Origin of the sequence: Burkholderia cepacia (assembly GCF_029962485.1) — a bacterium.
GTDB lineage: Bacteria > Pseudomonadota > Gammaproteobacteria > Burkholderiales > Burkholderiaceae > Burkholderia.
In genome coordinates this window covers 2,786,524-2,812,344 of record NZ_CP073637.1, presented here as the reverse complement: position 1 = coordinate 2,812,344, position 25,821 = coordinate 2,786,524, and the positions used below count along the sequence as shown (strand labels likewise).

Genomic DNA, 25,821 nt, shown 5'->3' with positions numbered 1-25,821 from the left:
CAGTATAGCGGGGGAACATGCGACCGAGACGCGGCCGGGCACCGAACGGTCGTGCGGATTTTCCCTTACAGGGTTTTGACGGGATTGCGCAGTGCTGAAAGGTCGGCGTCATCGAGCCAGCGCCACGCGCCCGGTGCGAGATCGTCCGGCAGCGTGAAGCCGCCGATGCTTTCGCGGTGCAGCAACTCGACGCGATTGCTCGCCGCCGCCACCATGCGCTTGACCTGGTGGTATTTGCCTTCGAGGACGGTCAGCGCGAGCGCGTGCGTGTCGCGCGCGTCGGCGGCGACGGCCGCGATCGGCTTCGGCTCGCCGTGCAGCTGCACGCCGCTACGCAGCGCATTCAGCTGCGCATCGTCGAGCGGGTGGCGCACGGTCGCGACGTAGGTCTTCGGCACCTTGCGCTTCGGCGACGTGTACGCATGCACGAACTGGCCGTCGTCGGACAGCAGCAGCAGGCCGGTCGTGTCCTGGTCGAGACGGCCGACGCACTGCACGCCGCGCGCGACGAGCGGCGCGGGCAGCAGGCTGAACACGCTCGCGTGGTGCTGCGGATCGCGCGAGCACTCGTAGCCGGCCGGTTTGTTGAGCGCGAGATACGCGCGCGCGTGGAACGGCCACCTCGTGTCGTCGACCGAGAACACGAGGCCGTCGGTGTCGAACGTGGCGTCGGGGTCGGTCGCGCTGGTGCCCGCGACGGCGACGCGGCCCGCTTCGATCAGGCCGCGGCATTGGCGGCGCGAGCCGAAGCCCTGAGTGTAGAGAATGCTTTCGAGATCCATAGCGCGCGCATTCTATCAAGCGGCGGCCGATGACCGGCATGAACGCGCATGCGCTGGTAAGCTGCCGGAACGCCGCGCGGGGTGCGGCGCCCGTTCACTCTTCACGGAAAGTCCATGCGTTTCGATTCATTCCCGTTCGGCCGCCAGGCAGCCGCCATCATCGTTGCCACGACCGTCTCGTCGGCCGCGTTCGCGCACGCGCATCTCGCGAAGAGCGATCCGGCGGCAGGCGCGGCGGTGGCCGCCGCACCGGCTGCCGTCACGATCGACTTCACCGAGCCGCTGGAGCCGGCATTCAGCTCGATCGTCGTCGTCGACGGCGGCGGCAACACGGTGTCGGACGGCCGCGCGCGCATCGACGCGTCGAACCGCAAGCGGATGACGGTGCCGCTGACGGCAATCGGCGCCGGTGCCTATACGGTGAAATGGGTGGCCGTCGCGACCGACGGGCACCGCACGCAGGGTGCGTACGGCTTCAGCGTGAAGTGACGCAACGGCGGCGGCAGGCCCGTGCCAGGGTTGTCGTCGCCCTCATCCGACAGGGAGTTTCCCGCATGAATCCGACGACGCTCGATGCACTCGCCGATTTCCCCCGTCAGCTCGAAGCGCATTTCGCGGCCGTCCCCGACGGCTACGCGCGCTGGACGCCCGACGACTGGGCCGGGATCCCGAGCGAGCATTTCTCGCCGCTCGGGCAGCTCTGCCACGTGCGCGACATCGAGATCGACGGCTATCACGTGCGGCTGCGGCGGATGCTCGACGAGGACCGGCCGCTGCTCGCGTCGATCGACGGCGACGCGCTCGCGATCGAGCGCCGCTACAACGATGCGTATGCGTCCGACGTGCTCGCCGCGATCCGCGAAGCGCGACGCGAAACGCTGGAGTTGCTCTCGCGCGTGACGCCCGAGCAGTTCGAGCGCACCGGCGAGTTCGACGGCTACGGTTCGCTGACCGTGCGCGGGCTCGTCCACTACCTGTGCAGCCACGACCAGCAGCATCTGGCCGGCATGCAGTGGCTGCTCGGCAAGATCGACGCGGCGCTTTACGCTCGCTGAGACGGCTGGCGTCCGTACGGCCTGGCTCGGAAGCCGCGGCCGCTGTCGGTGCGGCCGACCACATTGCATCGCTCCGATTGGATCGCTTTTCTGGATAATCCATCCAGCCGCGACCGGCTGACCGGCGCGTCGCGCGTGCCTACACTCCTAGCTTCGTTCAACGGAAAAAGGAGTCAACCGTGGCAACTCACACGCTCGCAGACAAGGTCGTCCTGATCGCAGGCGGCGCAAAGAATCTCGGCGGCCTGATCGCGCGGGACCTGGCGAGCCACGGCGCGAAGGCGGTGGCGATTCACTACAACAGCGCGGCGTCGCAGGCGCAGGCCGAGGAGACGGCCGCCGCTGTACGTGCGGCCGGCGCGGAAGCCGCAACGTTCCAGGCCGACCTGACCACGGCCGCCGCGGTCGAGAAGCTGTTCGACGACGCGAAGCAGCGCTTCGGCAAGATCGACATCGCGATCAACACGGTCGGCAAGGTGCTGAAGAAGCCGTTCACCGAGATCAGCGAGGCCGAGTACGACGAGATGTTCGCGGTCAACAGCAAGTCGGCGTTCTTCTTCATCAAGGAGGCCGGGCGACACCTCGAGGATCATGGCAAGCTCGTCACGCTCGTGACGTCGCTGCTCGGCGCGTTCACGCCGTTCTATGCGGCGTACGAAGGGTCGAAGGCGCCGGTCGAGCACTTCACGCGCGCGGCGTCGAAGGAATACGGCGCACGCGGGATCTCGGTGACGGCCGTCGGGCCGGGCCCGATGGATACGCCGTTCTTCTATCCGGCCGAAGGCGCCGATGCGGTTGCCTATCACAAGACGGCGGCCGCGCTGTCGCCGTTCAGCAAGACGGGCTTGACCGACATCGAGGACGTCGTGCCGTTCATCCGCCATCTCGTGACCGACGGCTGGTGGATCACCGGCCAGACGATCCTGATCAACGGCGGCTACACGACCAAGTAACCGGGCCTGCGACGGGCCGCGCCGGCGGCCGTCGCGGGCGTGTCGCGAACCGCAATGGCGCGTTTGCGTGGACAATGGACGGGCGCGCGGCCCTGCGGCTGCGCGCCCGTTTTTTTGTGCCGCCGGACCTCGCCGCGACGCGCAACAGCCGGCGGCGACGATCTTCCAAACCCACGCTCCCCACCGATGGACAAGCTGGATCAGGTCAGAATCTTCCTGCAGGTTGCCGAAATGGGCAGCTTCATCAAGGCCGCGCATGCGCTCGACGTGCCGCGCGCGACCGTGTCGGCGGCCGTCCAGCAGCTCGAGATGGGGCTCGGCACGCGCCTCCTGCATCGCACGACGCGTCAGGTGCAGCTCACGGCCGACGGCACGCTGCTGCTCGAACGCGGCCGGCGCCTGCTTGCGGAAGCCGACGATCTCGACCGCCTGTTTCGGCGTCGCGACCGCGACGTCGTCGGACGGCTGAACGTCGACGTGCCGAGCCGGATCGCGCGCCGTGTCGTCGCGCCCGCACTGCCGTCACTGTTTCACCGCTACCCGAAGCTGCAACTGTCGCTCGGCTCGACCGACCGCTCGATCGATCTCGTGCAGGAAGGCGTCGATTGCGCGATCCGCGTCGGGCGGCTCGCGGACAGCAGCCTCGTCGTGCGGCCGCTCGGGCAGTTCACGCTGATCAACTGCGCGAGCCCCGACTATCTGCGCGAGTGCGGCGTACCCGAGCACCCGGATGCGCTTGCGCACGGGCACTGGGCGATCGGCTATGCGTCGCCGACGACGGGGCGCGAACTCGGGTGGGAATACTGCGCGGACGGCCAGCGGCACACGCTGACGCTGCCGAGCCGCGTGATCGTCAACAACGCCGAAACCTATATCGCCGGCTGCATTGCCGGCATGGGGCTGATCCAGATACCGCGGTTCGACGTCGAACATCTGCTGGAAAGCGGCGCACTCGTCGACGTGATGCCCGGTTACCGCGCCGAGCCGATGGACGTGTCGGCCGTGTATCCGCACCGCCGCCATCGGTCGCGCCGGCTCAATGCATTCATCGATTGGTTCGGCGAATTGATGGCCGATGCGCTGACGAAGACGGCGGCCGGGCAGGGCGCGGACGGCGACTGATCGCGGCAGCCGTCGCGTACGTTTCAATCGCCTAGCGCCGCGAACCGCCGGTGGCGCCCGGCGTCCCGCACCGCGTCGATCAACGCCGCGCCGGGGCCGTCGGGCTTCGCCGCGAACGCATAGAAGCGTGCGGCCGGCAGCGCTGGCAGGCCGTCCTGCGGACCGCATTCGCGCAGGCCGTCGCGCAACTGGCTGCGCGCGAGCGCGGTGACCGCGAAGCCGGCGAGCGCGGCCGACACGCAGCCGGCCATGCTGCTGCTCTCGAACAGTACGCGGAACGGCCGCAGCGCGGCGGCGAGTGCCGCGACGGCCGCCTCCCGATAGACGCACGGCTGCGGAAACAGCGCGAGCGGCACTTCGCCGCCCGCGTCGAGCGTGCGGTCCGACGCGAAGGCCCACACGAGCGGCTCTTCCCACAGCAATTCGCCCGGCGTGTCGACCTGCCGACACTGCTTGCCGAATACGACATCGAGCCGGCCGAGCGTCTGTTCGCGCAGCAGCGATGCGGTGATCCCGACCTTCAGCTCGATCGACGTACGCGGGTGGCGGTCGCGAAACGTGCGCAGCACGTGCGGCAGCCACGCACCGGCAAAGTCCTCCGACGCGCCGACCCGCAGCGGCCCGTGCGCCGGCGCGCCGCGCAGCCGCGCGCGCACTTCGCGCTCCATGTCGACGATGTTGCGCGCGTAGGCGTACAGCGTGTCGCCGGCCGGCGTGAGCGCGATACGGCGTGTCGTGCGCGCGAGCAGCACGGTGCCGGCCGCCTGTTCGAGCCGCTTGATGTGGCCGCTGACGGCGGAGGGCGTGAGCGCGAGACGTTCCGCGGCCGGCGCGAATCCGCGGCTGTCGACGACTTCGAGGAAGGTGCGCAGCAGCGTGATGTCGAGTGCGGTCGACGCGGGATCGGTCAGCGGTTCCATCAGTCGATTCAACGTGAAATTCAAAGAATGAATCATGATACTCCGTGAATCGTGATGAAAGGCCGGCCTACCATCGTGCGCTCAGGCTGACCCAACGGAGTACACGATGACGACCTATGCGCATGCGACGACCGCGTCGCTCGATATTGCCTATCTCGAATGGAACCCGCGCGGCGAGCGCGTGGCCGTGCTTGTGCACGGGTGGCCGGACAGTCCTGTCGGCTGGGAAGCAGTGGCGGCAGCGCTCGCCGGGCGCGGCTACCGCGTGCTGGCGCCCGCGCTGCGCGGCTTTGCGCCGACGCGCTTTCGCGATGCCTCCGTGCCGCGCAGCGGCGAGCTCGCTGCGCTCGGGCGCGACCTGCTCGAATTCGCCGATGCGCTCGGTGTCGAGCGGCCCGTGCTGGTCGGGCATGACTGGGGCGCCCGGGCGGCCGCGAACGCGTGTGGGTTGCGTGACGGCGCCGCTTCGCATCTCGTGATGCTGTCGGTCGGTTACGGCACCAACGATCCCGGCCAGCCGCTGTCGCTGCAGCAGGCGCGCAATTACTGGTATCACTGGTTCATGGCGACGCCGCGCGGCGAGCAGGCCTTGCGTGACGACCGCCGTGCGTTTGCCCGCCTGATGTGGGACACGTGGTCGCCGACTGGCTGGTATCGCGACAGCGATTTCGACGCGGCGGCCGCCGCGTTCGACGGGCCCGACTGGATCGACGTCGTGCTGCATTCGTACCGGCATCGGTGGGGCTTCGCGCCGGGCACGCCGACCTATGCCGACGACAATGCGCGGCTGAACCCGGCGCCCGTGCTGGCGGTGCCGACGCTCGTGCTGCACGGCGGCACGGATACCTGCAATCATCAGGACAGCTCGGCGGGGCGAGAACGGTTCTTCGCTGGCCGCTACGAGCGGCAGATCGTGGATGCGGTCGGGCACTTTCCGCAACGCGAGGCGCCGGCGGCCGTCGCGGACGCGATCCTGCGGTTCTGCGAGCGCGACTGAACGCGCGGCCCGTGCCGCGGCGCGTGGCCGTCCGGCGTGGTCATTCGGTGCGATGCGGAATGTTGTCCGGGAACGGGTAGGGCGCATGCGGCCCCGGCCAGTCGGGTACGGGCGGCTCGCGGAGCAGGTCGCATCCGCCCAACATGATCGACAGCAGTGCGACGAGCATGCCGACGCGGATCGGGATTGAAATGACGCGCTTGGACATGGCTTGCCTCCTTGCTGCGTTCCCTGATGCTTGGACAGTCGCGGAAGGGTGCGCGTTGCGGCGGGCATCGCGTGCGGCCAAAACAAAAAACCCGCGAAGCGGTGAGCTTGCGCGGGTTTCGACGGTGCAGCGCATGACGCTGCGAAATACTGGTGCCCAGGGCCGGAATCGAACCGGCACGCCTTGCGGCGGGGGATTTTGAGTCCCCTGCGTCTACCAATTTCACCACCTGGGCTTAATCCTGACCGCGCATGCAATTGCGCGCGGCGAAACGCGGATTATGTCCGAAATCCCGACGCCGGGCAAGCTGCCCGGGTGCCGGTCGCGCACGTCACTGGCTCAGGTAGACGAATCGGCCCTGCTTCACGATCCCCATGACACTCGCACGTTGATCGAGCCCCACATGATCCTTGTCGCTGGCATTGACGACGCCGTTCGGCACGACGAGCTCGTGCGCGCGTTCCAGCTCGCGCCGCAGCGCCGCGCGGAACGCGGGCGTGCCGGGCTGCGCGGCCTTCAGCGCGCGGCCGACCGCGTCGGCGAGGCGCGGGTAGACGCCCGCCGCGTCGCCCGCGAACTGCGTGACCGTGCCGGCGCCGTATTTCGCCTCGTATGCGTCGACGAAGGCGAGCGCGGCCTTGCGGGCCGGATGGTCGGCCGGCAGCGTACGCGCGACGACCACCGGCTGCGTCGGAAACAGCGTGCCGTCGACGTCCTTGCCGCCGAGCTTGATGAATTCCGGCGTCGCGATCCCGTGCGTCTGGTAGACCGGGCCCTTGTAGCCGCGCTCGATCAGCGTGCGCTGCGGCAGCACGGCCGGCGTGCCCGAGCCCGCGATCAGGATCGCGTCGGGCTTCGCCGCGATCAGCTTCAGCGCCTGGCCCGTGACGCTCGCGTCGGTGCGGTTGAAGCGCTCGGTCGCGACGACACGGATCTTGCGCAAATCGGCAAAGCGCGTGAATTCGTTCAGCCAGCTGTCGCCGTAGCTGTCCGCGAAGCCGATGAAGCCGACCGTCTTCACGCCGTGATTCGCCATGTAGCGCGTCATCACGTCGGCCATCGCGCGGTCACTCTGCGCCATCTTGAACGCCCAGGTCCGCGCGCCTTCCTGCGGCTCGACGATCGCGCCGGAGCCGACCAGCGTGATCATCGGCGTCTGTGCGGCAGCGACCGCGTCGAGTGCCGCGAGCGCGGCCGGCGTGATGTTCGGCCCGACCACGACGTCGACGTGATCCTCGTCGACCAGCTTGCGGATGTTGCGCACCGCGGTACCGGGATCGGACGCGTCGTCGAGCACCGTCACCTGGACGGGCTGCCCGGCGATCGTCTTCGGCCACATCAGGATCGCGTTCTTGCTCGTGATGCCGATCGCGGCGGCCGGGCCGGTCGACGACAGGTCGACACCGACCTTCAGGTCGGCATGCGCGGCCGCGCAGGCCAGCACGAGGGCGGTGCCGGCGGCGCGGCGCAGCAGGGCGGGAAGCGTCATGCGGGAATCTCCGTCGGGCAGCAAAAAGGGGCGCGATATGCGCCCCTCTGTTTATACACGCGGCTCAGAGCTCGTACGATTCGGCTTCACCCTTGAGCGCCTGTTCGATCAGCTTGCGATTCAGCGTCGGCGACAGCAGTTCGACGAGCGTATACACATAGCTGCGCAGGTAGGCACCCTGCTTGAGCGCGACGCGCGTCACGTTGCTGCCGAACAGGTGGCCGACCGGGATCAGCCGCAGGCTGCGGTCGCGCTCCGGGTTGAACGCGATGTCGGCCATGATCCCGACGCCGAGGCCGAGTTCGACGTAGGTCTTGATCACGTCGGCGTCGATCGCCTCGAGCACGATGTCCGGCGACAGCCCGCGCAGTGCGAACGCGTGATTGATCTTCTTGCGGCCCGCGAACGCATCGTCATAGGTGATCAGCGGGTACTGCGCGAGATCGTCGAGCGTGACCGGTTTGCGTTCGAGCAGCGGATGGTCGGCCGGCACGACGGCCGCGTGGTGCCACTGGAAGCAGGGCAGCGACACGAGCTCCTTGTAGTCGGAGATCGCCTCGGTCGCGATCGCGAGATCGGCCTGGTCGTGGATCACCATCTCGGCCACCTGCGTCGGGCTGCCTTGCAGGATCGACAGGTGCACCTTCGGGAAGCGCTTCTTGAATTCGGCGATCGCGGCCGGCAGCGAGTAGCGGGCCTGCGTGTGGGTCGCGGCGATGGTCAGGTTGCCCTGGTCCTGTGCGGCATAATCTTTCCCGACCCTTTTAAGGCTTTCAACCTCCTGCAGGATCCGCTCGACCGACGCGAGGATGATCCTGCCCGGCTCGGTGAGCGAGCGCACGCGCTTGCCGTGCCGCGTGAAGATCTCCACGCCGAGCTCGTCCTCGAGCTCGATGATCGCCTTCGATACCCCCGGTTGGGACGTGTAGAGCGCCTTCGCGGCCTCGGTGAGGTTGAAATTCTGCCGGACGGCCTCGCGCACGAAGCGAAATTGGTGCAGGTTCATTTATAACCCTTCCGCATATCAACAGAATTTTTTAGTCGTTTGAAATATAAGGCGAGTTTATTACGATTCACCGGAGTTTTTCAAATATGGATATCTGTTTTCGTCATTAGCAATCCATCCGGTGGCGGATGGGGGCGGTGACGGCGGAACGGAGATTCGGGCGCGACGTGGCTAGGACGTCGCGCGGTCACCACGAAAACCCCTGGGGTCCCCGAATGTATCAGTACGACCAATACGACCAGACGATCGTCGACGAGCGTGTCGCGCAGTACCGCGATCAGGTGCGCCGCCGCCTGTCGGGCGAGTTGAGCGAAGAAGAATTCCGTCCGCTGCGCCTGCAGAACGGCCTGTACATGCAGCGCCACGCGTACATGCACCGCATCGCGATTCCGTACGGCAACCTGCGCAGCGACCAGCTCCGGATGCTGGCGCGCATCGCCCGCGAACACGATCGCGGCTACGGCCACTTCTCGACCCGCTCGAACATCCAGTTCAACTGGATCGAGCTGGAAGACACGCCCGAGATCCTCGCGAAGCTCGCATCGGTGCAGATGCACGGCATCCAGACGTCGGGCAACTGCATCCGCAACATCACGGCCGACCAGTTCGCCGGCGTCGCGCAGGACGAAGAGATCGATCCGCGTCCGTGGTCGGAAATCCTGCGTCAGTGGTCGACGTTCCATCCCGAATTCGCGTGGCTGCCGCGCAAGTTCAAGATCGCGGTGTCGGGCTCGAAGGACGACCGCGCGGCCGTGCAGATCCACGACCTCGGCGTGTACCTGAAGAAGAACGCGCAGGGCGAAGTGGTCGCGAGCATCCTCGCGGGCGGCGGCCTCGGCCGTACGCCGATCATCGGCGCGGTGATCAAGGAAGACCTCCCGTGGCAGCACCTGCTGACCTACTGCGAAGCCGTGCTGCGCGTGTACAACCGCTACGGCCGCCGCGACAACCTGTACAAGGCGCGGATCAAGATCCTCGTGAAGGCGCTGTCGCCGGCGAAGTTCGCGCAGCAGGTCGAGGAAGAGTGGCAGCACCTGAAGGACGGCCCGTCGACGCTCACGCAGGCGGAAGTCGATCGCGTGTCGCAGTACTTCCAGCCGCCCGTGTACGAAAAGCTGGCCGATACCGACGCTTCGTTCGAACAGCACCTGCTCGAGAACAAGGCGTTCGCGCGCTGGGTCGAGCGTAACGTCGCGCCGCACAAGGTGGCCGGCTATGCCGCCGTCACGCTGTCGCTGAAGGATCACCGCGTGGCGCCGGGCGATGCGACCGACGCGCAGATGGAGCTGGTGGCCGACTGGGCCGACGAATACTCGCTCGGCGAGCTGCGCGTGTCGCACGAGCAGAACCTGATTCTCGCGAACGTGAAGAAGCGCGACCTGTTCGCGGTGTGGGAAAAGGCGAAGGCGGCGAGTTTCGCGACGCCGAACATCGGCCTGCTGACCGACATCATCGCGTGCCCGGGCGGCGATTTCTGCTCGCTCGCGAACGCGAAGTCGATCCCGATCGCGCTGGCGATCCAGCAGCGTTTCGACGATCTGGACTATGTGTACGACCTCGGCGACCTGTCGCTGAACATTTCCGGTTGCATGAACTCGTGCGGTCACCACCACGTCGGCAACATCGGCATCCTCGGTGTCGACAAGGACGGCGCCGAGTGGTACCAGGTGTCGCTTGGCGGCGAGCAGGGCACGGGCCAGAACGGCGCGCGCCTCGGCCGCGTGATCGGACCGTCGTTCTCGGCGGAAGAAGTGCCGGACGTGATTGCGAAGCTGATCGACACATTCGTCGAATCGCGCATCGACGGCGAGCGCTTCGTCGACACGTACGACCGCATCGGCATCGCGCCGTTCAAGGAGCGCGTGTATGCGGCGCGCCAGGCAGTGAACGCGTAACCAACCGGGTACAAGGAATTAGCAGATGGCTTCGATTATCAAGAACCGCGCAGTGATCGACGATGCATGGCAGGTCGTGCGCGCGGCGGAAGACGGTGCGCTGCCCGCGGTCGACGCATTGCCGGCCGGCAAGGTGCTGGTGCCGTTCGCGTTGTGGCAGGCCGAGCGCGCGGCGCTCGTCGCCGCGAAGACGAAGGACGAACTCGGTGTGTGGCTCGCGCCGGACAGCGAGCCGGCCGATCTCGTGGCCGACTTCGGCGCGATTTCGCTGATCGCCGTCGATTTCCCGCGCTTCGCGGACGGCCGTGGCTACAGCATCGCGCGCCTGTTGCGCGAGCGCCACGGCTGGACGGGCGAGCTGCGCTCGATCGGCGACGTGCTGCGCGACCAGCTGCTGTACATGTCGCGTTGCGGCTTCGACGCATTCGCGGTGCGCGCCGACAAGGACATCCACGACGCGCTGAACGCGTTCACGGAATTCACGCAGCGTTACCAGGGCGCGTTCGACGAGCCGGCGCCGCTGTTCCGCCGCCGTGCGGCCGACGTAGCGACGCCCGACGCGAAGGTGAGCGCATGAGCACCGCCACCGCGCTGACGCCGGAACTCGCCGCGAAGGTCGAGCGCCTCGATGCACTGCTCGCGCGGATCGGCGCCCGTCACGACAAGGTGAAGTTCGCGAGCAGCCTCGCGGCGGAAGACATGCTGCTCACGCACGCGATCCTGTCGAAGGGCGTGTCGATCGGCATCTTCTCGCTGAATACGGGCCGCCTGCACGCGGAAACGCTCGGCATGATCGACCGCGTGCGCGAGCGCTACGGCTACGAGATCGAGCAGTTCCACCCGCAACCGGAAGCCGTCGACCAGTATGTCGCCGAGCACGGCCTGAATGCGTTCTACGAGAGCGTCGAGCTGCGCAAGTCGTGCTGCCACATCCGCAAGGTCGAGCCGCTGAACCGCGCGCTGGCCGACGTCGGCGCGTGGGTCACCGGCCAGCGCCGCGAGCAGTCGGTCACGCGGGCCGAGCTGCACGAGGAAGAACAGGACGACGCGCGCGGGATCGCGAAGTACAACCCGCTGGCCGACTGGACGGAAGCCGACGTATGGGCGTACCTTGGCGCGTTTGACGTGCCGGTCAACCCGCTGCATGCTCGCGGCTACCCGAGCATCGGTTGCGAGCCGTGTACGCGCGCGATCCGCCCTGGCGAGGACAGCCGCGCGGGCCGCTGGTGGTGGGAATCGCGCGATACGAAGGAATGCGGCCTGCACATCACGATCACGCCGATTCCTGCGGAAGCCGTTGCCGGCGCCTCGCACTGAAAGCCTGACAAGAAACTGAATATTGCGCCGCCCGCGACAGCGGGCGGCACGAACCCAGAAGAGAAGGACTGAAATCATGAGCACGACGCTCGAGCAATCCGCCTTTGCCCCGGCCACCGGCGCTGACAACCGCATGGGCCACCTCGACTGGCTCGAAGCCGAGTCGATCCACATCCTGCGCGAGCTGGTTGCCGAGTGCAGCAAGCCGGCACTGCTGTTCTCGGGCGGCAAGGATTCGGTCGTCGTGCTGCATCTGGCCCTGAAAGCGTTCGGCCTCGGCGCGAACCGCAAGACGGCGCTGCCGTTCCCGCTCGTGCATATCGACACGGGCCACAACTACGAGGAAGTGATCGACTTCCGCGACCGCCGCGCGCAGGAACTGGGCGCCGAGCTGGTCGTCGGTCACGTCGAGGATTCGATCAAGCGCGGCACGGTCGTGCTGCGCCGCGAAACCGATTCGCGCAACGCCGCACAGGCCGTCACGCTGCTCGAGACGATCGAGGAGCACGCCTACACGGCGCTGATCGGCGGCGCGCGCCGCGACGAAGAGAAGGCGCGCGCGAAGGAACGCATCTTCTCGTTCCGCGACGAATTCGGCCAGTGGGATCCGAAGGCGCAGCGCCCGGAACTGTGGAGCCTGTACAACGCCCGCCTGCACAAGGGCGAGCACCTGCGCGTGTTCCCGATCTCGAACTGGACCGAACTCGACGTGTGGCAGTACATCGCGCGCGAAAACCTCGAACTGCCGTCGATCTACTACGCGCACCAGCGCGAGATCGTGCGCCGCAACGGGCTGCTCGTGCCCGTCACGCCGCTCACGCCGATGCGTGAAGGCGAGTCGAGCGAGCTCGCGCAGGTGCGCTTCCGCACGGTCGGCGACATTTCCTGCACGTGCCCGGTCGAGAGCGACGCGGACGACGTCGAGAAGATCATCGCCGAGACGGCGGTGACCGAGATCACCGAGCGCGGCGCGACCCGGATGGACGACCAGGCGTCCGAAGCCGCGATGGAAACGCGCAAGAAGCAAGGTTATTTCTGAAGCACACGAGGACATTCACATCATGAGCATCATCGAGAACACCGAAGACCTCGGCGTGCTGCGCTTCATCACCGCAGGCAGCGTCGACGACGGCAAGAGCACGCTGATCGGCCGCCTGCTGTACGACAGCAAGGCCGTGCTGTCCGACCAGCTGTCCGCGCTGTCGCGCGCGAAGAACAAGCGCACGGTCGGCGACGAGCTCGACCTCGCGCTGCTGACCGACGGCCTCGAAGCCGAGCGCGAGCAGGGCATCACGATCGACGTCGCGTACCGCTACTTCGCGACCGCGAAGCGCAAGTTCATCATCGCCGATACGCCGGGCCACGAGCAGTACACACGCAACATGGTGACGGGCGCGTCGACCGCGCACGCGGCGATCGTCCTGATCGATGCGACGCGCATCACGGTCGAGAACGGCGTCGTGCAACTGCTGCCGCAAACCAAGCGCCACAGCGCGATCGTCAAGCTGCTCGGCCTGCAGCACGTGATCGTCGCGATCAACAAGATGGACCTCGTCGACTACAGCGAAGCGCGCTTCAACGAGATCCGCGACGCGTACGTCACGCTCGCGAAGCAGCTCGGCCTGACCGACGTGCGCTTCGTGCCGGTGTCGGCGCTCAAGGGCGACAACATCGTCGGCGCGAGCGAGCGCATGCCGTGGTACGCGGGCGAGCCGTTGCTCGACGTGCTCGAATCGCTGCCGGTCGAGACGCAGGCGCATGACGCGTTGCGCTTCCCGGTGCAGTGGGTCGCGCGCCAGGACGGCAGCTCGGCCGACGATTTCCGCGGCTACATGGGCCGGATCGAGTCGGGCGAAGTGAAGGTTGGCGACGAAATCGTCGTGCTGCCGTCGAACCGCACGGCAACGGTCGCCGAGATCGTCGCGCCGGTGCCGGGCGGCACCGCGTCGGTCGCGCACGCGTTCGCGGGCCAGACGGTGACGATTCGTCTCGAGGAAGATGTCGACGTGTCGCGCGGCGACATGTTCGTCACGACCGCCGAGCCGGTCGAGCCGGCCAAGAAGCTCGAGGCCGACCTGTGCTGGTTCGACGAGACGCCGCTGTCGCCGCAGCGCAAGTACCTGCTGAAGCAGACCACGAGCACGGTGTTCGCGAAGATCGGCGCGGTCAAGCAGGTGCTCGACGTGCATACGCTGTCGCACGCGACCGACCGCCACGACCTGAAGATGAACGACATCGGCCGCGTCGCGCTGACGCTGCAGAAGCCGATCGTCTGCGATACGTACGATGCGCATCCGGGCACGGGCGCGTTCGTGCTGATCGACGAAGCGACGCACCACACGGTCGCCGCGGGCATGATCCGGGCGTTCTCGGCGTAATCGTCAATCTGCGCGGCAAACCGCGCCGCCACACGGCGGCGCGGGCCGTACGCAAACGTCCGCACGGACGAAGCGAAGCGACAAACATGGGCAAGGTGTATCTGATCGGAGCAGGGCCGGGCGCGGCGGACCTCATCACGGTGCGCGGCGCGCGCCTGCTCGCGCAGGCCGACGTCGTGCTGCACGACGCGCTCGTTGAGCCCGCGATGCTCGACTACGCGCCGAATGCGCGCCGGATCGCGGTCGGCAAGCGCTGCGGGCAGCGTTCGACCGCGCAGCATTTCATCAACAAGCAGATCGTCGATGCGGCGCGCGAACACGCGTGCGTCGTGCGGCTGAAGGGCGGTGACCCGATGCTGTTCGGTCGCGCCGAAGAGGAGATGCGCGCGCTGGAAGCGGCCGGCATCGACTACGAGGTCGTGCCGGGCATCACCGCGGCGCTGGCCGGTGCGGCGACGCTGAAGCGGTCGCTGACGTTGCGCGGCGTGTCGCGCAGCGTCGCGTTCGCGACGCACAGCCGTGCGCCGGGCAGCGACGAGATCCGCGAAGCCGCGCGCGCCGATTCGATCGTCTACTACATGGGCCGCGACAGCGCGCCCGGCATCGCGCAGGAACTGATCGACGCCGGCCGTGCGCCGGCGACGCCCGTCGCGATCGTCGAGGCGTGCAGCACCGCGCGCGAGCGCTCGCTGACGCTGACGCTTGCGCAGATGGCGGCGGGCGACGCGCAGGCGTGGCTCGATCCCGCGGAACCGAGCCTGCTGATGATCGGCGATGCGTTCGCCGAGCGCGCACGGCAGGCGAAAGCGGGGGACCCGATGCGCAATGCCGCCTGAGGGCGGCTCGACCGCAGTCCGAAACGACAAAAGCGCTGGCAGATGCCAGCGCTTTTTCTTTGTGTGCGGGGAGTACGTGGCTTACGCGTCGCTGCCGAGCTGGTCGATGCAGTAGCGGGCGATCGCGTCGAGCACGCCGTCGTCTTCGCCGACGGCCGTCGCGCAGCGGATCTCGACCGCGGGATGCGCGGCGCGGCATGCATCGACGAGCTGCGGCAGGTCGCGGCGGACATGGCCGCCCTGGCCGAAGAACACGGGCACGACGGTGATGCGCGTGCAGCCGGCGGCGACCTGCGCGGCCACCGCGTCGGCGAGCGACGGCGTCATCAGTTCGAGGAACGCGAGCGACACGTGCGGGGCAGGGGAGCCGGCGCCGCGCAGCCGCGTGGCGAGCCGCTCGAACGGCTCGGCCCAGCGCGGATCGCGGGCGCCGTGGCCGAACAGGACGATGCCGTGCGAACTCATGTCGAAGCCTCCGTCATGACGCAGCGCTCAGTGCCGGTCGACCCACTTGAGCGAGAACAGGCCGAGCGCGAGATAGATCAGCCCCGGGGTCGCAGCGGTGAGCGGCGCGGGCCACGCGCTCAGCGTGCCGATGTGCGAGAACAGCGTATTGAGGAGCTGGAAGCTCATGCCGAGCATGATGCCGCCGAACACCTTCATGCCGACCACGCCCGCACGCGTGTGCAGGTACGCGAACGGCAGCGACAGCACGAGCATCACGAACACGGCGAACGGATACAGCAGCTTGCGCCACAGGGCGATGTCGTAGCGCTGCGTGTCCTGCTGGTTCTCGCGCAAGTGCTGGATGTAGCGGAACAGGTTGATGATCGACATGCGCTCCGGCGACACGAGCAGCACCGACAGGATCTGTGGCGTCAGGTCCGAACGTAGCCGGTATTCGGGCAGCGATACCTGTTGCGACCGGTACACGGGGTTCAGCGCGTCGGTCGGCTGGCCGCTGATCGGCTTGATCGGCGTCAGCTCGGTCTCGGTGACGCCTTTCAGCAGCCAGTGGCCGGGCGGCTCGTAGCGCCCCGTTTGCGCGATCCGCACGTTCTGCAGCTGGAACTTCGAATCGAATTCGTAGATGCGCACGTTGCTGATCGTCGAGTCGGGCGACAGGCTGCCGACGTTGACGAAGCGCGTGACCTGCTCGCCGTTGTCGCGGGCCGCGAGCGTGTCCTTCACCCACACGCCCGACTGGAAGTTCGACGACACCGAGGCGCCGAGCGCCTGCAGCCGCACGCGTTCGGACAACTGATCGGCGTACGGGCCGACGAATTCGCCGATCAGGTAGGTGACGATCACGAGCGGTATGCCGATCTTCAGCAGCGAGCGCAGCGCCTGGTTGGTCGCGAGACCCGACACGCGAAAGATCGTGAATTCCGAGTTCGCGGCCATCTGCGCGAACACGTAGATCGCGCTGATCAGCGCGGCGACCGGGATGATCTCGTAGAAGCGCGACGGCGTCTGCAGTGCGACGCGCAGCACCGCGTAGCCGAACTTGTAGTTCCCGTGCCCGACCGAATTCAGTTCGCTGATCAGGTCGAAGAAGAAGAACAGGCCCGAGAACGCGAACAGGATGAAGACGAACGTGACGTAGATCTGTCGCGCGAAGTACTTTTCATAGAGCCGCATCGATCATGCTCCCGAGCGGCCGAACAGCGCGCGTGTAAACAGCGGACGATTGCGCACGCGCAACCAGAAGATGACCGCGACGATCGCCGCGACGACGAGGTGCAGGCCGACGAGGCCGACGCCGAACGACATCTTGCCCTGCTCGATCTGCGCCTGCACGACGTTCAGCAGGTTCGAGTACGTGAGGTAGATCAGCACGGCCATCACGAGGTTGATCGTGCGGCTGCGGCGCGGGTTCTGGTACGACAGCGGGATGCCGAGCACCAGCAGGTTGATCGCGATCAGCGGCAGCCCCGCGCGCCACGCGAATTCCGCGAGGTTGTCGCGCGTCGGGTTGCGCAGCAGGTCGGGCGTCGACGTGCTGTTCGTGGTCGGCACGTTGGTGACCGGCGTGCTCGTGATCTTCACGCCGTAGCGCTCGAACTCCATGATCTTGAAGTTCGGCTGGCCGGGCGTGCCGTCGTAGCGGCGGCCGTCCTCCAGGACGACGAAGCGGCTGCCGTCGTGCGTTTCGGTGTGACCCGTCTGCGACACGACCACGTTGACCTTGCCGTTCTCGGTCGACGTGACGAACACGTTCTGCACCTTGCTCTGGTCGGGCGTCATCTTCTCGATGAAGAACACGCGGTGGTTCGCGGCCGACTCGCGGAACTGGCCCGGCGCGAGCAGCGAGATCTCGTCGCGCTGCTGAAAGCGTGCCTTGATCATCTTGCTTTGCTGGTTCGACCACGGCCAGCCGACGAACGCGAAGAAGGCAATCAGCAGGATGATCGGCGTGGCGAACACGCCGATCGGCTTGATGAGGCGCGTGAGGCTCACGCCCGACGCGAGCCACACCACCATTTCGGAATCCCGGTACCACCGGGTCAGCACGAACAGGATCGACACGAACAGCGTGACGACGAGCATCACGGCGAGGTAGCCGATCACGGTCAGGCCGATCAGCACGAGCACGTCCCGCGGATCGATTTCACCGGACGCGGCGTAGCCGACGATGCGGATCATCATCGTCGTGAGCATGATCGTGAGCAGCACCATGAACACGGCGCCAGCCGTATACGCAAGCTCGCGCTGGAGGGAGCGTTCGAAGATCATTCTTGATGAGAAGAGGGCGGGAGGCTGCGCACGCGTGGTGGAGCGCTCGCGCCGCCGAGGGAAAAATAGCGGATAATTGCGGCTTTCATCCTTAGCCCAGATTTTATCCGAGGACAAGCGCGATGGACTTTAGCATAAAAGGCTGTGATTGGAGCAAAGGCGAGGCCAAGGGGTTCCTGACCGGGAAATCCGACTGCATCGTGCTCGGCATCTTCGAGGCGCAGACGCTTTCGGGCGCGGCGCTCGACATCGACACGGCCACCAAGGGACTGATTTCGCGCGTGGTGAAGGCCGGCGACATGGACGGCAAGCGCGGCAAGACGCTGTTCCTGCACGAAGTGTCGGGCATCGGCGCATCGCGCGTGCTGCTCGTCGGCCTCGGCAAGCAGGATGCTTTCAATCAGAAAGCCTATAACGACGCAGTGACGGCCGCGTGGCGCGCGCTGCTGGCGACCAAGGTGGTCCAGGTCACGTTCTCGCTCGCGCAACTGCCGGTCGACGAGCGCAGCTCCGACTGGGGCGTGCGTGCCGCGATTCTCGCGCTGCGCAACGAGACCTACCGCTTCACGCAGATGAAGAGCAAGCCGGAACCGGCGTCGCACACGCTCAAGCGTGTCGTGTTCAGCGTCGACCCGGCCGACGAGAAGGCCGCGAAGGTCGCGGTCAAGCAGGCCGTCGCGCTCGCGAACGGCATGGATCTGACCCGCGATCTCGGCAACCTGCCCGGCAACGTCTGCACGCCGACCTACCTCGGCAACACCGCGAAGAAGATCGCGAAGGATTGGGGCCTGAAGGCCGAAGTCCTCGGGCTCAAGCAGATCCAGGCGCTGAAGATGGGCTCGTTCCTGTCGGTCGCGCGTGCATCGGTCGAGCCGCCGCAATTCATCGTGCTGCACTACCAGGGCGCCGCCGCGAAGGCCGCGCCGGTCGTGCTGGTCGGCAAGGGCATCACGTTCGACACGGGCGGCATCTCGCTGAAGCCGGGCGAGGGCATGGACGAGATGAAGTACGACATGTGCGGCGCGGGTTCGGTGCTCGGCACGATGCGTGCGGTCGCCGAGATGGGCCTGAAGATCAACGTCGTCGCGATCGTGCCGACCTGCGAAAACATGCCGGGCGGCAACGCGACGAAGCCGGGCGACATCGTCACCAGCATGAAGGGCCTGACGATCGAAGTGCTGAACACCGACGCCGAAGGCCGCCTGATCCTGTGCGACGCGCTCACGTATGCCGAGCGTTTCAAGCCGGCGGCGGTGATCGACGTCGCGACGCTGACGGGCGCCTGCGTGATCGCGCTGGGCGGCCACAACAGCGGCCTGTTCTCGACCGACGACGCGCTCGCGGGCGAGTTGCTCGACGCATCGCGCGAGGCGAACGACCCGGCATGGCGCATGCCGCTCGACGACGAGTACCAGGACCAGCTGAAGTCGAACTTCGCGGATCTCGCGAACATCGGCGGGCGTCCGGCCGGCGCCGTGACGGCCGCGTGCTTCCTGTCGCGCTTCACCGAGAGCTATCCGTGGGCCCACCTCGACATCGCGGGTACCGCATGGAAGGGTGGTGCGGCGAAGGGGGCGACGGGCCGTCCGGTGCCGTTGCTCGCGCAGTTCCTGATCGACCGCGCCGGCCAGTGATGGTGGGGTTGACGACGATGCGGGTACGCGGGCAATGACGCGGATCGATTTCCACTCGAACGTCGGCGATTCGCTCGCGTACGCGTGCCGGCTGCTGCGCAAGGCCTACCAGGCCGGGCAGCCGGTCGTCGTGCTCGCCGAGCCCGCGCGCCTGCGCGCGCTCGACGAGCAGCTCTGGACGTTCTCGCCGCTCGATTTCATCCCGCATTGCAGCGTCGACAGCGAGCACGCAGCCGGCACGCCGATCGTGCTGGCCGCCGATCTCGACCGCGCGCCGCATCACCATGTGCTGCTGAACCTCGGCGCGGCCGTGCCCGCGCAGTTCGCCCGCTTCGAGCGCCTGCTCGAAGTGGTCGGCAACGCGCCGGACGAACTGGCCGCGGGCCGCGACCGCTACCGGTTCTACCGCGACCGCGGATACGCGCTGAACAACTACAAGCAGGGCAGCTAACCGCAACCGTCGACGGAGTGTTGCCGTGACAGAAGCCGATTCATCCTCGATCCCGACGCTTACCGACGTGCTGGTGCCGGGCAAGCCGGTGCCGGCGCGCGCGTCCGCGCCCGACGCACCGCAGCCGCAGTCGCATGACCGCGCGGCGATTCCGGTGCTCACCGACGTGATCGCGTCAGGTGATTCCATGAAAACCGGGGCCGACCCCGAAGCCGTCATCGTCGAGCCGGTGCCGACGCCGCACGTGCCGGCGATCGAGCTGCCGGGCGACGTGGCGACCGCCGAGGCGGCCGCGATGGGCGAGACCGATGCGCCGGCCGAACCGGGCGCCGCGGAGCACGTGGTCGCCGAAGATGCGGTGGTGATGAATGCGCCGCTGCAGTCGTCGCTGGTACACGACGCCGTGCCGCGGCACGTGTCTGCCGCGATGGCGCACGAAGCGGCCGGGCAGGCACCTGAAACCGTGCTGCCGGAGGCGGTCGTACCGGCCGTGGCGCCGCAGCCGGATGTAGCGGCTGCCGCGGGGCTGACGCCGGAGGACGCGCAGCATATCGCCGAGCGCCTGCGCAATCGGCTGACGAACTATCTGACCGGAGCCGGCCGCGACGCGATCGAGGCACGCTGCCGCGACGCGCTGCATGAGCATTCGGCCTGGCTCGTCGGCCAGGTTACGCGCGAGGTGGCGCTCGCGTTGGAAACCGAGGTGATGGATTGGGTCCGCGACGCGGTCGATGAAGAGATCGCGCGCCGCCGCACCAGTCACTCCGGCTGAGCGCACGGTCGATCCGTGGCGGAAAAGAGGGTGCGGTTCCAGTCGGTACCGGTGACGCGGCCGTCAGGGCGCCGGTCAGCCGGTACAGGCCCGCCTGTCGGCAGCGCCCGGCGCAACGGCGATCGCCGTCCGGGGCATCCGGTTCAGCGCAGCGACAGCACCCATTGCGCGAGCGTATGGGCTTCGGTGTTCGTCAGTTGCGTATTGGCGGGCATCGGCACGTTGCCCCATACGCCGACGCTGCCTTTCACGATCGATTGGGCCAGGTAGTCGACGGCGTCGCCGCGCGCCGCATACTTGCCGGCGATGTCGCGGAACGACGGGCCCATCAGCGGCTTGGTTACTGCGTGGCAGGCCATGCAGTTCTTGCGCTGCGCCAGCGTGAGCCCGTCGGCCTGGTCGGCACGCGCGGCCACCGCGCTGCCGGTCAGCAGCGTCACGAGCAGCGCGCGCAATATCGTCTGTTTCATGCGGTTCTCCGCCGGCGGGGACGGCCGGCTTCATGGTCCGCGCATTATAAAAGCAAAGGGAAAGCGCGTTTTGCGCGTTTCCCCGCGGCCATGTCTATTGGGGTCGCATGTTAAGGCGGGCTGCCCTCAACCGGTGACGGCCCCCTTGTTCGCCGGCTGGGCCAGCGCGGCGAATTTCGCGAGCACGCCGCGCGTGTAGCGCGGCGCCGGCTGTTGCCACGCGGCGCGGCGGCGCGCGAGTTCCGCGTCGTCGACATTCAGCTCCAGCAGCAGCCGGTGCGCGTCGATCGTGATCGAGTCACCTTCCTGCACGAGCGCGATCGTGCCGCCGACGAACGCCTCCGGCGCGACGTGGCCGACCACCATGCCCCAGGTGCCGCCCGAGAAGCGGCCGTCCGTGATGAAGCCGACCGATTCGCCGAGCCCCTTGCCGATGATCGCGGACGTCGGCGCGAGCATTTCGGGCATGCCGGGGCCGCCCTGCGGGCCGAGATAGCGCAGCACGAGGATGTCGCCGGCACGGATCCGGTCGCCGAGGATCGCATCCATCGCGCTCTGTTCGTCGTCGAACACGCGGGCTGGGCCCGTGATCACCGGGTTCTTCAGGCCGGTGATCTTCGCGACCGCGCCGTCTTCCGCGAGATTGCCCTTCAGGATCGCCAGGTGGCCTTCCTTGTACAGCGCGCGGTCGATCGGGTAGATCACGTCCTGGTCGGCGCGCGGCACGCTCGGCACGTCCTTCAGTTCGTCGGCGATCGTGCGGCCCGTGATCGTCATGCAGTCGCCGTGCAGCAGCCCCGCATCGAGCAGGATCTTCAGCACCTGCGGAATCCCGCCGGCCTGGTGCAGATCGGTCGCGACATACTTCCCGGACGGCTTCAGGTCGCAGATCACCGGCACGCGCTTGCGGATGCGCTCGAAGTCGTCGATCGTCCAGTCGACCTCGGCCGCGTGCGCGATCGCGAGATAGTGCAGCACCGCATTGGTCGAGCCGCCGGTCGCCATGATCACCGACACCGCATTCTCGATCGCTTCCTTCGTGATGATGTCGCGCGGCTTCAGGTCGCGCTTCACGGCCTCGACGAGCACGCGCGCCGATTCGGCGGCCGAATCGACCTTCTCCTGGTCGGGGTTCGCCATCGTCGACGAATACAGCAGCGACATCCCGAGCGCCTCGAACGACGAGCTCATCGTGTTCGCGGTGTACATGCCGCCGCACGACCCCGACGTCGGGCACGCGTTTTTCTCGACCCCTTCGAAATCTTCCTGCGACATCCGGCCCGCGGTGAATTCGCCGACGGCCTCGAACGACGACACGATCGTCAGGTCGCGGCCCTTCCAGTGGCCGGGGCGGATCGTGCCGCCGTACACGTAGATGCCCGGCACGTTCAGGCGCGCGAGCGCGATCATGCCGCCCGGCATGTTCTTGTCGCAGCCGCCGACCACCACCACGCCGTCCATCCACTGGCCCTGTACGCAGGTCTCGATGCAGTCGGCGATTACCTCGCGCGACACGAGCGAGTACTTCATCCCCTCGGTGCCCATCGACATGCCGTCCGAAATCGTCGGCGTGCCGAAGATCTGCGGGTTCGCGCCGGACGCCTTCACGGCCTCGACTGCCGCGTCCGACAGGCGCTGCAGGCCGGAATTGCAGGGCGTGATCGTCGAATGGCCGTTCGCGATGCCGACCATCGGCTTGTCGAAATCGTCCTTCTGGTAGCCGAGTGCGTAATACATCGAGCGGTTCGGCGAACGGGCCACGCCTTGCGTGATGTGCTTCGAGCGACGGTTGTACGACATGGGGGACTCCATCGTTGTATGGGCGTCGCTCGTGAGGGCGCGCCGGTTCGGATCAATCAAGAATGGAGTTTCCGGATTGGGATGTCCAATATATTATTTGTCGCTTATTAAGTCGTTTCACGAATGAGTCGAGCATGGCCGATCCGACACCCGACCTGCGCCAGTGGCGCTATTTCGCGACCGTCGCCGAAGAGCGCCATTTCGGCCGCGCGGCCGAGCGCCTGTCGATGACGCAGCCGCCGCTGTCGCAAGCGATCCGCGCACTCGAGGACGCGCTGGGCGTCGCGCTGTTCGTGCGCACCAAGCGCTCGGTGGCGCTGACGGCGGTCGGTGCGGCGCTGTTGCCCGACGTGCGCCGGCTGCTGGCGTCGGCCGATGCGCTGCCGCCGCTCGCGCGGCGGCTCGCGCGCGGCGAGGCCGGCTCGCTGTCGCTCGCGTTCGTGTCGACCGCCGATTACGGGCTGCTGCCGTCGCTGCTGCGCGCGTTCGGCGCACGTTATCCGCAGGTTCGGTTGCAACTCGCGGAGGCGACGAGCGACGTGCAGATCGACGAGCTCGTCGCCGGCCGCATCGACGCGGGGCTCGTCATTCCGCCGGTGCCGCCGCGCCACGCAGCCGGCCTGTCGTACCTGCCCGTGGTGCGCGAGCCGCTGGTGGTCGCGATGCCGGCAGCGGCGTCGGATGCACCCGAAGACGAACCCGTGCATCTCGCCGAAGTGGCCGCGTTGCCGCTCGTGATCTTTCCGCGCCGTTTGGCGCCCGGCTTTTATGACATCATTACGGGCTGCTACGGCGCGGCGGGGGAAACCCCGCGCATCGGCCAGGAGGCGATCCAGATGCAGACGATCGTCAGTCTCGTGTCGGCCGGCATGGGCGTCGCACTGGTGCCGCAATCGCTGCGTAACCTGCGGCGCACCGGCGTGGTCTACCGGCCGCTTGCCGGTTATGCGCCGGCCGTCGAGACAGGCCTCGTGTGGCGCACGGGCGACGTGAGCCCCGTGCTGGCCGGCTTCATCGACGTCGTGCGCGCGCAGGGCCTTGCCGCGTGACGTGAACGATGGTGCACCGGTGCCGTCCAATGCGCGGTGCTGCGCAGTGCGACAGCCGTACCGCATTCGAAAACTTCTTCGCTAACCCATGATCATTCACCCGAATTTCGACCCCGTTGCGATCCATCTCGGGCCGCTGGCCGTACGCTGGTACGGCCTCATGTATCTCGTCGGCTTCATCGCGGCGATCGTCGTCGGCCGGATCCGCCTGAAGCTGCCGCACGTCGCGGCGCAGGGCTGGACTGCCAAGGACATCGACGACATGATGTTCTACGGCGTGCTCGGCACCGTGCTCGGCGGCCGGTTCGGCTACGTGCTGTTCTACAAGGCCGATTTCTATTTCTCGCATCCGCTCGACGTGTTCAAGGTGTGGGAAGGCGGCATGTCGTTTCACGGCGGCTTCCTCGGCGTCACGCTCGCGATGATGCTGTTCGCGTGGCAGCGCAAGCGCCACTGGCTGCAGGTCACCGATTTCGTCGCGCCGATGGTGCCGACGGGGCTCGCGGCCGGGCGGCTCGGCAACTTCATCAACGGCGAGCTGTGGGGCCGCGTGACCGATCCGTCCGCACCGTGGGCGATGCTGTTCCCGGGCGCGATGCGCGACGATGCGGCGTGGCTGCCGAAGCATCCGGAACTCGTCGAGAAGTGGCATCTCGCCGACGTGTTCATGCAGTACCAGATGCTGCCGCGGCATCCTTCGCAGCTCTATGAAATCGTGCTCGAAGGCATCGTGCTGTTCTTCGCGCTGTTCTTCTTCTCGCGCAAGTCGCGGCCGATGGGCGCCGTGTCCGCGCTGTTCCTGATCGGCTACGGCCTCGCACGCTTCACGGTCGAGTTCGCGCGCGAGCCCGACGACTTCCTCGGCCTGCTTGCGCTCGGCCTGTCGATGGGGCAGTGGTTGTCGCTGCCGATGATCCTCGTGGGTGTCGCGCTGATGGTCTGGGCGTATCGCCGTCGCGCGGCAAACGCTGCGGTGTGATGCGAAATCGATGCGCGCGCAATCGATGCGTGCATCGATAACGCGCAGGCACATAAAAAACGCCGGCCCTCGGGCCGGCGTTTTTCGTTTGCGACAGCGGCGCGTGGTGCGTTACTTCATCTGCACCGAGCCGTTGACGGTAACCGACACGGTGGCCTTGCCGCCTTCGACCGCGATCGGCGCGCTCATCTTCGCGCTGTCCATCGGTGCTGCGGCCATCGCCATCATGCGCGGGTACGGCTGCACGTTGCGGCCGCTGCCGACGTTCACGTCGCGAATCGTGTAGCTGCTGTAGCCGAACGCCTTCGCGGCTTCGTCCGCGCGTGCGCGGAACGACTTGATCGCCTCGGTCGTGAGCTTCTGCTCGGCCGTGCGCTGCGCTTCAGGCGACAGCGAGAACTCGACGTTCGCGACCTGCATCAGGTTCGACAACTGGCCCGCGAGCTTCGACGCCGCGGCGAAATCGCGCGATTCGAGCGCCACTTCGGTACGGCCGCGCCACGCGGAGATCTTGCCGTCGCGATCGGTGCTCGGATACACGGAGAACGCACCCGTGTGCGCCGTGACGCCCGACACGCCCTTCGCCTGCGACAGCGCTGCGTCGGCGCGCTGGTTCAACTGCGCCGTGAGGCTGCCCGGATCCTTGGCCTGCTGCTCGTAGAACAGCGTGATGTGGATGATGTCCTGCGGCACGTCGGCGCTGGCCTGCGACGACAGCGACAGCACGCCCGCCGGCTCGGGGAAATGCGGGTTTGCGGTCTGCGCGTGCGCGGCCGGCGACGCGAGCGTCAGCGCGACGGGAACGGCGGCGGCGAGGGCGAGCGACAGCGCGAGTGCGGATTTCTTGGTCATTGTTGGACTCCTTGTGCGAGGGCGCGCACGCGGATCACGCGTGCACGACGCGGGCGTACCGCGCGACGAAATAAACCACGGCCGGCCTGATCGGCCGACAGCGGTTGCTTAGGCTGCGCA

Annotated in this window: 27 protein-coding genes and 1 tRNA gene; 16 read left to right on the top strand and 12 right to left on the bottom strand. The window is 67.4% G+C overall.

Features of this window, described 5'->3' with window-relative positions; genetic code table 11:
• Window positions 1-65: 65 nt before the first annotated feature.
• Window positions 66-782, bottom strand: a complete 717-nt coding sequence (locus KEC55_RS13130; protein ID WP_282505800.1) for a pseudouridine synthase — start codon at window positions 780-782, stop codon at window positions 66-68.
• A gap of 114 nt (window positions 783-896) precedes the next feature.
• On the opposite strand from KEC55_RS13130, the gene copC reads away from it, so the two are divergent.
• The 4 genes from copC to KEC55_RS13110 all read left to right on the top strand — a co-directional run bounded on the left by copC (window position 897) and on the right by KEC55_RS13110 (window position 3,912).
• Window positions 897-1,271, top strand: coding sequence for a copper homeostasis periplasmic binding protein CopC (copC, locus tag KEC55_RS13125; protein WP_282505799.1), 375 nt, complete (start codon window positions 897-899; stop codon window positions 1,269-1,271).
• Between the two features lie 65 nt (window positions 1,272-1,336).
• Window positions 1,337-1,837, top strand: coding sequence for a DinB family protein (locus tag KEC55_RS13120; protein ID WP_176050671.1), 501 nt, complete (start codon window positions 1,337-1,339; stop codon window positions 1,835-1,837).
• A 179-nt stretch (window positions 1,838-2,016) separates the two neighbouring features.
• On the top strand, window positions 2,017-2,790 hold the full coding sequence (locus tag KEC55_RS13115) for an SDR family oxidoreductase (protein WP_124456186.1): 774 nt from the start codon (window positions 2,017-2,019) through the stop codon (window positions 2,788-2,790).
• Between the two features lie 186 nt (window positions 2,791-2,976).
• The gene (locus KEC55_RS13110) at window positions 2,977-3,912 is read left to right on the top strand and encodes a LysR family transcriptional regulator (RefSeq protein ID WP_282505798.1); all 936 of its coding nucleotides are present in this window, start codon (window positions 2,977-2,979) and stop codon (window positions 3,910-3,912) included.
• A 23-nt stretch (window positions 3,913-3,935) separates the two neighbouring features.
• Here KEC55_RS13110 and KEC55_RS13105 read toward each other — a convergent pair whose 3' ends face one another.
• Window positions 3,936-4,832 (bottom strand): LysR family transcriptional regulator, encoded by an 897-nt coding sequence (locus KEC55_RS13105; protein ID WP_282505797.1) that lies wholly within the window; start codon window positions 4,830-4,832, stop codon window positions 3,936-3,938.
• Between the two features lie 106 nt (window positions 4,833-4,938).
• Here KEC55_RS13105 and KEC55_RS13100 point away from each other — a divergent pair, with 106 nt between their 5' ends.
• Window positions 4,939-5,829, top strand: coding sequence for an alpha/beta fold hydrolase (locus tag KEC55_RS13100; protein WP_282505796.1), 891 nt, complete (start codon window positions 4,939-4,941; stop codon window positions 5,827-5,829).
• A 40-nt stretch (window positions 5,830-5,869) separates the two neighbouring features.
• On the opposite strand, the gene KEC55_RS13095 is transcribed toward KEC55_RS13100, so the two are convergent.
• The 4 genes from KEC55_RS13095 to KEC55_RS13080 all read right to left on the bottom strand — a co-directional run bounded on the left by KEC55_RS13095 (window position 5,870) and on the right by KEC55_RS13080 (window position 8,532).
• Window positions 5,870-6,037 (bottom strand): hypothetical protein, encoded by a 168-nt coding sequence (locus KEC55_RS13095; protein WP_282505795.1) that lies wholly within the window; start codon window positions 6,035-6,037, stop codon window positions 5,870-5,872.
• A 150-nt stretch (window positions 6,038-6,187) separates the two neighbouring features.
• A tRNA-Leu gene (locus KEC55_RS13090) sits at window positions 6,188-6,272 on the bottom strand.
• 96 nt (window positions 6,273-6,368) lie between these two features.
• Window positions 6,369-7,526 carry an ABC transporter substrate-binding protein gene (locus KEC55_RS13085; protein WP_282505794.1) on the bottom strand — a complete coding sequence of 386 codons (1,158 nt, stop codon included), beginning with the start codon at window positions 7,524-7,526 and terminating at the stop codon, window positions 6,369-6,371.
• Between the two features lie 64 nt (window positions 7,527-7,590).
• Window positions 7,591-8,532 (bottom strand): CysB family HTH-type transcriptional regulator, encoded by a 942-nt coding sequence (locus KEC55_RS13080; RefSeq protein WP_282505793.1) that lies wholly within the window; start codon window positions 8,530-8,532, stop codon window positions 7,591-7,593.
• A gap of 215 nt (window positions 8,533-8,747) precedes the next feature.
• On the opposite strand from KEC55_RS13080, the gene KEC55_RS13075 reads away from it, so the two are divergent.
• The 6 genes from KEC55_RS13075 to cobA all read left to right on the top strand — a co-directional run bounded on the left by KEC55_RS13075 (window position 8,748) and on the right by cobA (window position 14,958).
• Window positions 8,748-10,427, top strand: a complete 1,680-nt coding sequence (locus KEC55_RS13075; protein WP_176050665.1) for a nitrite/sulfite reductase — start codon at window positions 8,748-8,750, stop codon at window positions 10,425-10,427.
• A gap of 25 nt (window positions 10,428-10,452) precedes the next feature.
• Entirely contained in the window at window positions 10,453-11,004 is a 552-nt protein-coding gene (locus KEC55_RS13070; protein WP_282505792.1) for a DUF934 domain-containing protein, read from the top strand.
• Window positions 11,001-11,744, top strand: coding sequence for a phosphoadenylyl-sulfate reductase (locus KEC55_RS13065; RefSeq protein WP_282505791.1), 744 nt, complete (start codon window positions 11,001-11,003; stop codon window positions 11,742-11,744). The genes KEC55_RS13070 and KEC55_RS13065 overlap by 4 nt, the downstream gene beginning before the upstream one ends.
• A gap of 76 nt (window positions 11,745-11,820) precedes the next feature.
• Window positions 11,821-12,783: a sulfate adenylyltransferase subunit CysD gene (gene cysD, locus KEC55_RS13060; protein WP_282505790.1), complete on the top strand. Its 963-nt coding sequence runs from the start codon at window positions 11,821-11,823 to the stop codon at window positions 12,781-12,783.
• 22 nt (window positions 12,784-12,805) lie between these two features.
• Window positions 12,806-14,122 (top strand): sulfate adenylyltransferase subunit 1, encoded by a 1,317-nt coding sequence (locus KEC55_RS13055; RefSeq protein ID WP_282505789.1) that lies wholly within the window; start codon window positions 12,806-12,808, stop codon window positions 14,120-14,122.
• An 86-nt stretch (window positions 14,123-14,208) separates the two neighbouring features.
• Complete coding sequence (gene cobA / locus KEC55_RS13050; RefSeq protein ID WP_176050660.1) at window positions 14,209-14,958, top strand: uroporphyrinogen-III C-methyltransferase; 750 nt, start codon at window positions 14,209-14,211, stop codon at window positions 14,956-14,958.
• Window positions 14,959-15,039: 81 nt separating this feature from the next.
• On the opposite strand, the gene KEC55_RS13045 is transcribed toward cobA, so the two are convergent.
• Genes KEC55_RS13045 through lptF form a run of 3 tightly spaced genes read right to left on the bottom strand, consistent with a single transcriptional unit; the run spans window position 15,040 to window position 17,694 of the window.
• Window positions 15,040-15,423 carry a sirohydrochlorin chelatase gene (locus tag KEC55_RS13045; RefSeq protein WP_282505788.1) on the bottom strand — a complete coding sequence of 128 codons (384 nt, stop codon included), beginning with the start codon at window positions 15,421-15,423 and terminating at the stop codon, window positions 15,040-15,042.
• Between the two features lie 27 nt (window positions 15,424-15,450).
• Window positions 15,451-16,599, bottom strand: a complete 1,149-nt coding sequence (lptG, locus tag KEC55_RS13040; protein ID WP_176050658.1) for an LPS export ABC transporter permease LptG — start codon at window positions 16,597-16,599, stop codon at window positions 15,451-15,453.
• Window positions 16,600-16,602: 3 nt separating this feature from the next.
• A complete protein-coding gene (gene lptF / locus KEC55_RS13035; RefSeq protein WP_282505787.1) occupies window positions 16,603-17,694 on the bottom strand; it encodes an LPS export ABC transporter permease LptF in 1,092 nt (363 codons plus the stop codon).
• 122 nt (window positions 17,695-17,816) lie between these two features.
• Here lptF and KEC55_RS13030 point away from each other — a divergent pair, with 122 nt between their 5' ends.
• From KEC55_RS13030 to KEC55_RS13020, 3 genes are read left to right on the top strand one after another with little or no spacing between them, the layout of a single operon-like run.
• Window positions 17,817-19,328, top strand: a complete 1,512-nt coding sequence (locus KEC55_RS13030; RefSeq protein ID WP_176050656.1) for a leucyl aminopeptidase — start codon at window positions 17,817-17,819, stop codon at window positions 19,326-19,328.
• Window positions 19,329-19,362: 34 nt separating this feature from the next.
• Window positions 19,363-19,779, top strand: coding sequence for a DNA polymerase III subunit chi (locus tag KEC55_RS13025; RefSeq protein WP_282505786.1), 417 nt, complete (start codon window positions 19,363-19,365; stop codon window positions 19,777-19,779).
• Between the two features lie 25 nt (window positions 19,780-19,804).
• Window positions 19,805-20,551: a DUF2486 family protein gene (locus KEC55_RS13020; protein ID WP_282505785.1), complete on the top strand. Its 747-nt coding sequence runs from the start codon at window positions 19,805-19,807 to the stop codon at window positions 20,549-20,551.
• A gap of 143 nt (window positions 20,552-20,694) precedes the next feature.
• Here KEC55_RS13020 and KEC55_RS13015 read toward each other — a convergent pair whose 3' ends face one another.
• On the bottom strand, window positions 20,695-21,021 hold the full coding sequence (locus KEC55_RS13015; protein ID WP_282505784.1) for a c-type cytochrome: 327 nt from the start codon (window positions 21,019-21,021) through the stop codon (window positions 20,695-20,697).
• A 126-nt stretch (window positions 21,022-21,147) separates the two neighbouring features.
• Window positions 21,148-22,821 (bottom strand): dihydroxy-acid dehydratase, encoded by a 1,674-nt coding sequence (ilvD, locus tag KEC55_RS13010; RefSeq protein WP_282505783.1) that lies wholly within the window; start codon window positions 22,819-22,821, stop codon window positions 21,148-21,150.
• A gap of 134 nt (window positions 22,822-22,955) precedes the next feature.
• Between ilvD and KEC55_RS13005 the strand changes: the two genes are divergently transcribed.
• Window positions 22,956-23,870: a LysR substrate-binding domain-containing protein gene (locus KEC55_RS13005; RefSeq protein WP_282505782.1), complete on the top strand. Its 915-nt coding sequence runs from the start codon at window positions 22,956-22,958 to the stop codon at window positions 23,868-23,870.
• Between the two features lie 88 nt (window positions 23,871-23,958).
• Window positions 23,959-24,849 (top strand): prolipoprotein diacylglyceryl transferase, encoded by an 891-nt coding sequence (gene lgt / locus KEC55_RS13000; protein ID WP_282505781.1) that lies wholly within the window; start codon window positions 23,959-23,961, stop codon window positions 24,847-24,849.
• A gap of 111 nt (window positions 24,850-24,960) precedes the next feature.
• On the opposite strand, the gene KEC55_RS12995 is transcribed toward lgt, so the two are convergent.
• Window positions 24,961-25,701 (bottom strand): SIMPL domain-containing protein, encoded by a 741-nt coding sequence (locus KEC55_RS12995; protein WP_034186272.1) that lies wholly within the window; start codon window positions 25,699-25,701, stop codon window positions 24,961-24,963.
• Between the last annotated feature and the right edge of the window lie 120 nt (window positions 25,702-25,821).

Excerpts from the sequence above, each read along its gene's own strand:
- KEC55_RS13130 (WP_282505800.1), bottom strand. The coding sequence starts at position 782 with ATGGATCTCGAAAGCATTCTCTACACTCAGGGCTTCGGCTCGCGCCGC.
- copC (WP_282505799.1), top strand. The coding sequence starts at position 897 with ATGCGTTTCGATTCATTCCCGTTCGGCCGCCAGGCAGCCGCCATCATC.
- KEC55_RS13120 (WP_176050671.1), top strand. The coding sequence starts at position 1,337 with ATGAATCCGACGACGCTCGATGCACTCGCCGATTTCCCCCGTCAGCTC.
- KEC55_RS13110 (WP_282505798.1), top strand. The coding sequence starts at position 2,977 with ATGGACAAGCTGGATCAGGTCAGAATCTTCCTGCAGGTTGCCGAAATG.
- KEC55_RS13105 (WP_282505797.1), bottom strand. The coding sequence starts at position 4,832 with ATGGAACCGCTGACCGATCCCGCGTCGACCGCACTCGACATCACGCTG.
- KEC55_RS13100 (WP_282505796.1), top strand. The coding sequence starts at position 4,939 with ATGACGACCTATGCGCATGCGACGACCGCGTCGCTCGATATTGCCTAT.
- KEC55_RS13095 (WP_282505795.1), bottom strand. The coding sequence starts at position 6,037 with ATGTCCAAGCGCGTCATTTCAATCCCGATCCGCGTCGGCATGCTCGTC.
- KEC55_RS13085 (WP_282505794.1), bottom strand. The coding sequence starts at position 7,526 with ATGACGCTTCCCGCCCTGCTGCGCCGCGCCGCCGGCACCGCCCTCGTG.
- KEC55_RS13080 (WP_282505793.1), bottom strand. The coding sequence starts at position 8,532 with ATGAACCTGCACCAATTTCGCTTCGTGCGCGAGGCCGTCCGGCAGAAT.
- KEC55_RS13075 (WP_176050665.1), top strand. The coding sequence starts at position 8,748 with ATGTATCAGTACGACCAATACGACCAGACGATCGTCGACGAGCGTGTC.
- KEC55_RS13070 (WP_282505792.1), top strand. The coding sequence starts at position 10,453 with ATGGCTTCGATTATCAAGAACCGCGCAGTGATCGACGATGCATGGCAG.
- KEC55_RS13065 (WP_282505791.1), top strand. The coding sequence starts at position 11,001 with ATGAGCACCGCCACCGCGCTGACGCCGGAACTCGCCGCGAAGGTCGAG.
- cysD (WP_282505790.1), top strand. The coding sequence starts at position 11,821 with ATGAGCACGACGCTCGAGCAATCCGCCTTTGCCCCGGCCACCGGCGCT.
- KEC55_RS13055 (WP_282505789.1), top strand. The coding sequence starts at position 12,806 with ATGAGCATCATCGAGAACACCGAAGACCTCGGCGTGCTGCGCTTCATC.
- cobA (WP_176050660.1), top strand. The coding sequence starts at position 14,209 with ATGGGCAAGGTGTATCTGATCGGAGCAGGGCCGGGCGCGGCGGACCTC.
- KEC55_RS13045 (WP_282505788.1), bottom strand. The coding sequence starts at position 15,423 with ATGAGTTCGCACGGCATCGTCCTGTTCGGCCACGGCGCCCGCGATCCG.
- lptG (WP_176050658.1), bottom strand. The coding sequence starts at position 16,599 with ATGCGGCTCTATGAAAAGTACTTCGCGCGACAGATCTACGTCACGTTC.
- lptF (WP_282505787.1), bottom strand. The coding sequence starts at position 17,694 with ATGATCTTCGAACGCTCCCTCCAGCGCGAGCTTGCGTATACGGCTGGC.
- KEC55_RS13030 (WP_176050656.1), top strand. The coding sequence starts at position 17,817 with ATGGACTTTAGCATAAAAGGCTGTGATTGGAGCAAAGGCGAGGCCAAG.
- KEC55_RS13025 (WP_282505786.1), top strand. The coding sequence starts at position 19,363 with ATGACGCGGATCGATTTCCACTCGAACGTCGGCGATTCGCTCGCGTAC.
- KEC55_RS13015 (WP_282505784.1), bottom strand. The coding sequence starts at position 21,021 with ATGAAACAGACGATATTGCGCGCGCTGCTCGTGACGCTGCTGACCGGC.
- ilvD (WP_282505783.1), bottom strand. The coding sequence starts at position 22,821 with ATGTCGTACAACCGTCGCTCGAAGCACATCACGCAAGGCGTGGCCCGT.
- KEC55_RS13005 (WP_282505782.1), top strand. The coding sequence starts at position 22,956 with ATGGCCGATCCGACACCCGACCTGCGCCAGTGGCGCTATTTCGCGACC.
- lgt (WP_282505781.1), top strand. The coding sequence starts at position 23,959 with ATGATCATTCACCCGAATTTCGACCCCGTTGCGATCCATCTCGGGCCG.
- KEC55_RS12995 (WP_034186272.1), bottom strand. The coding sequence starts at position 25,701 with ATGACCAAGAAATCCGCACTCGCGCTGTCGCTCGCCCTCGCCGCCGCC.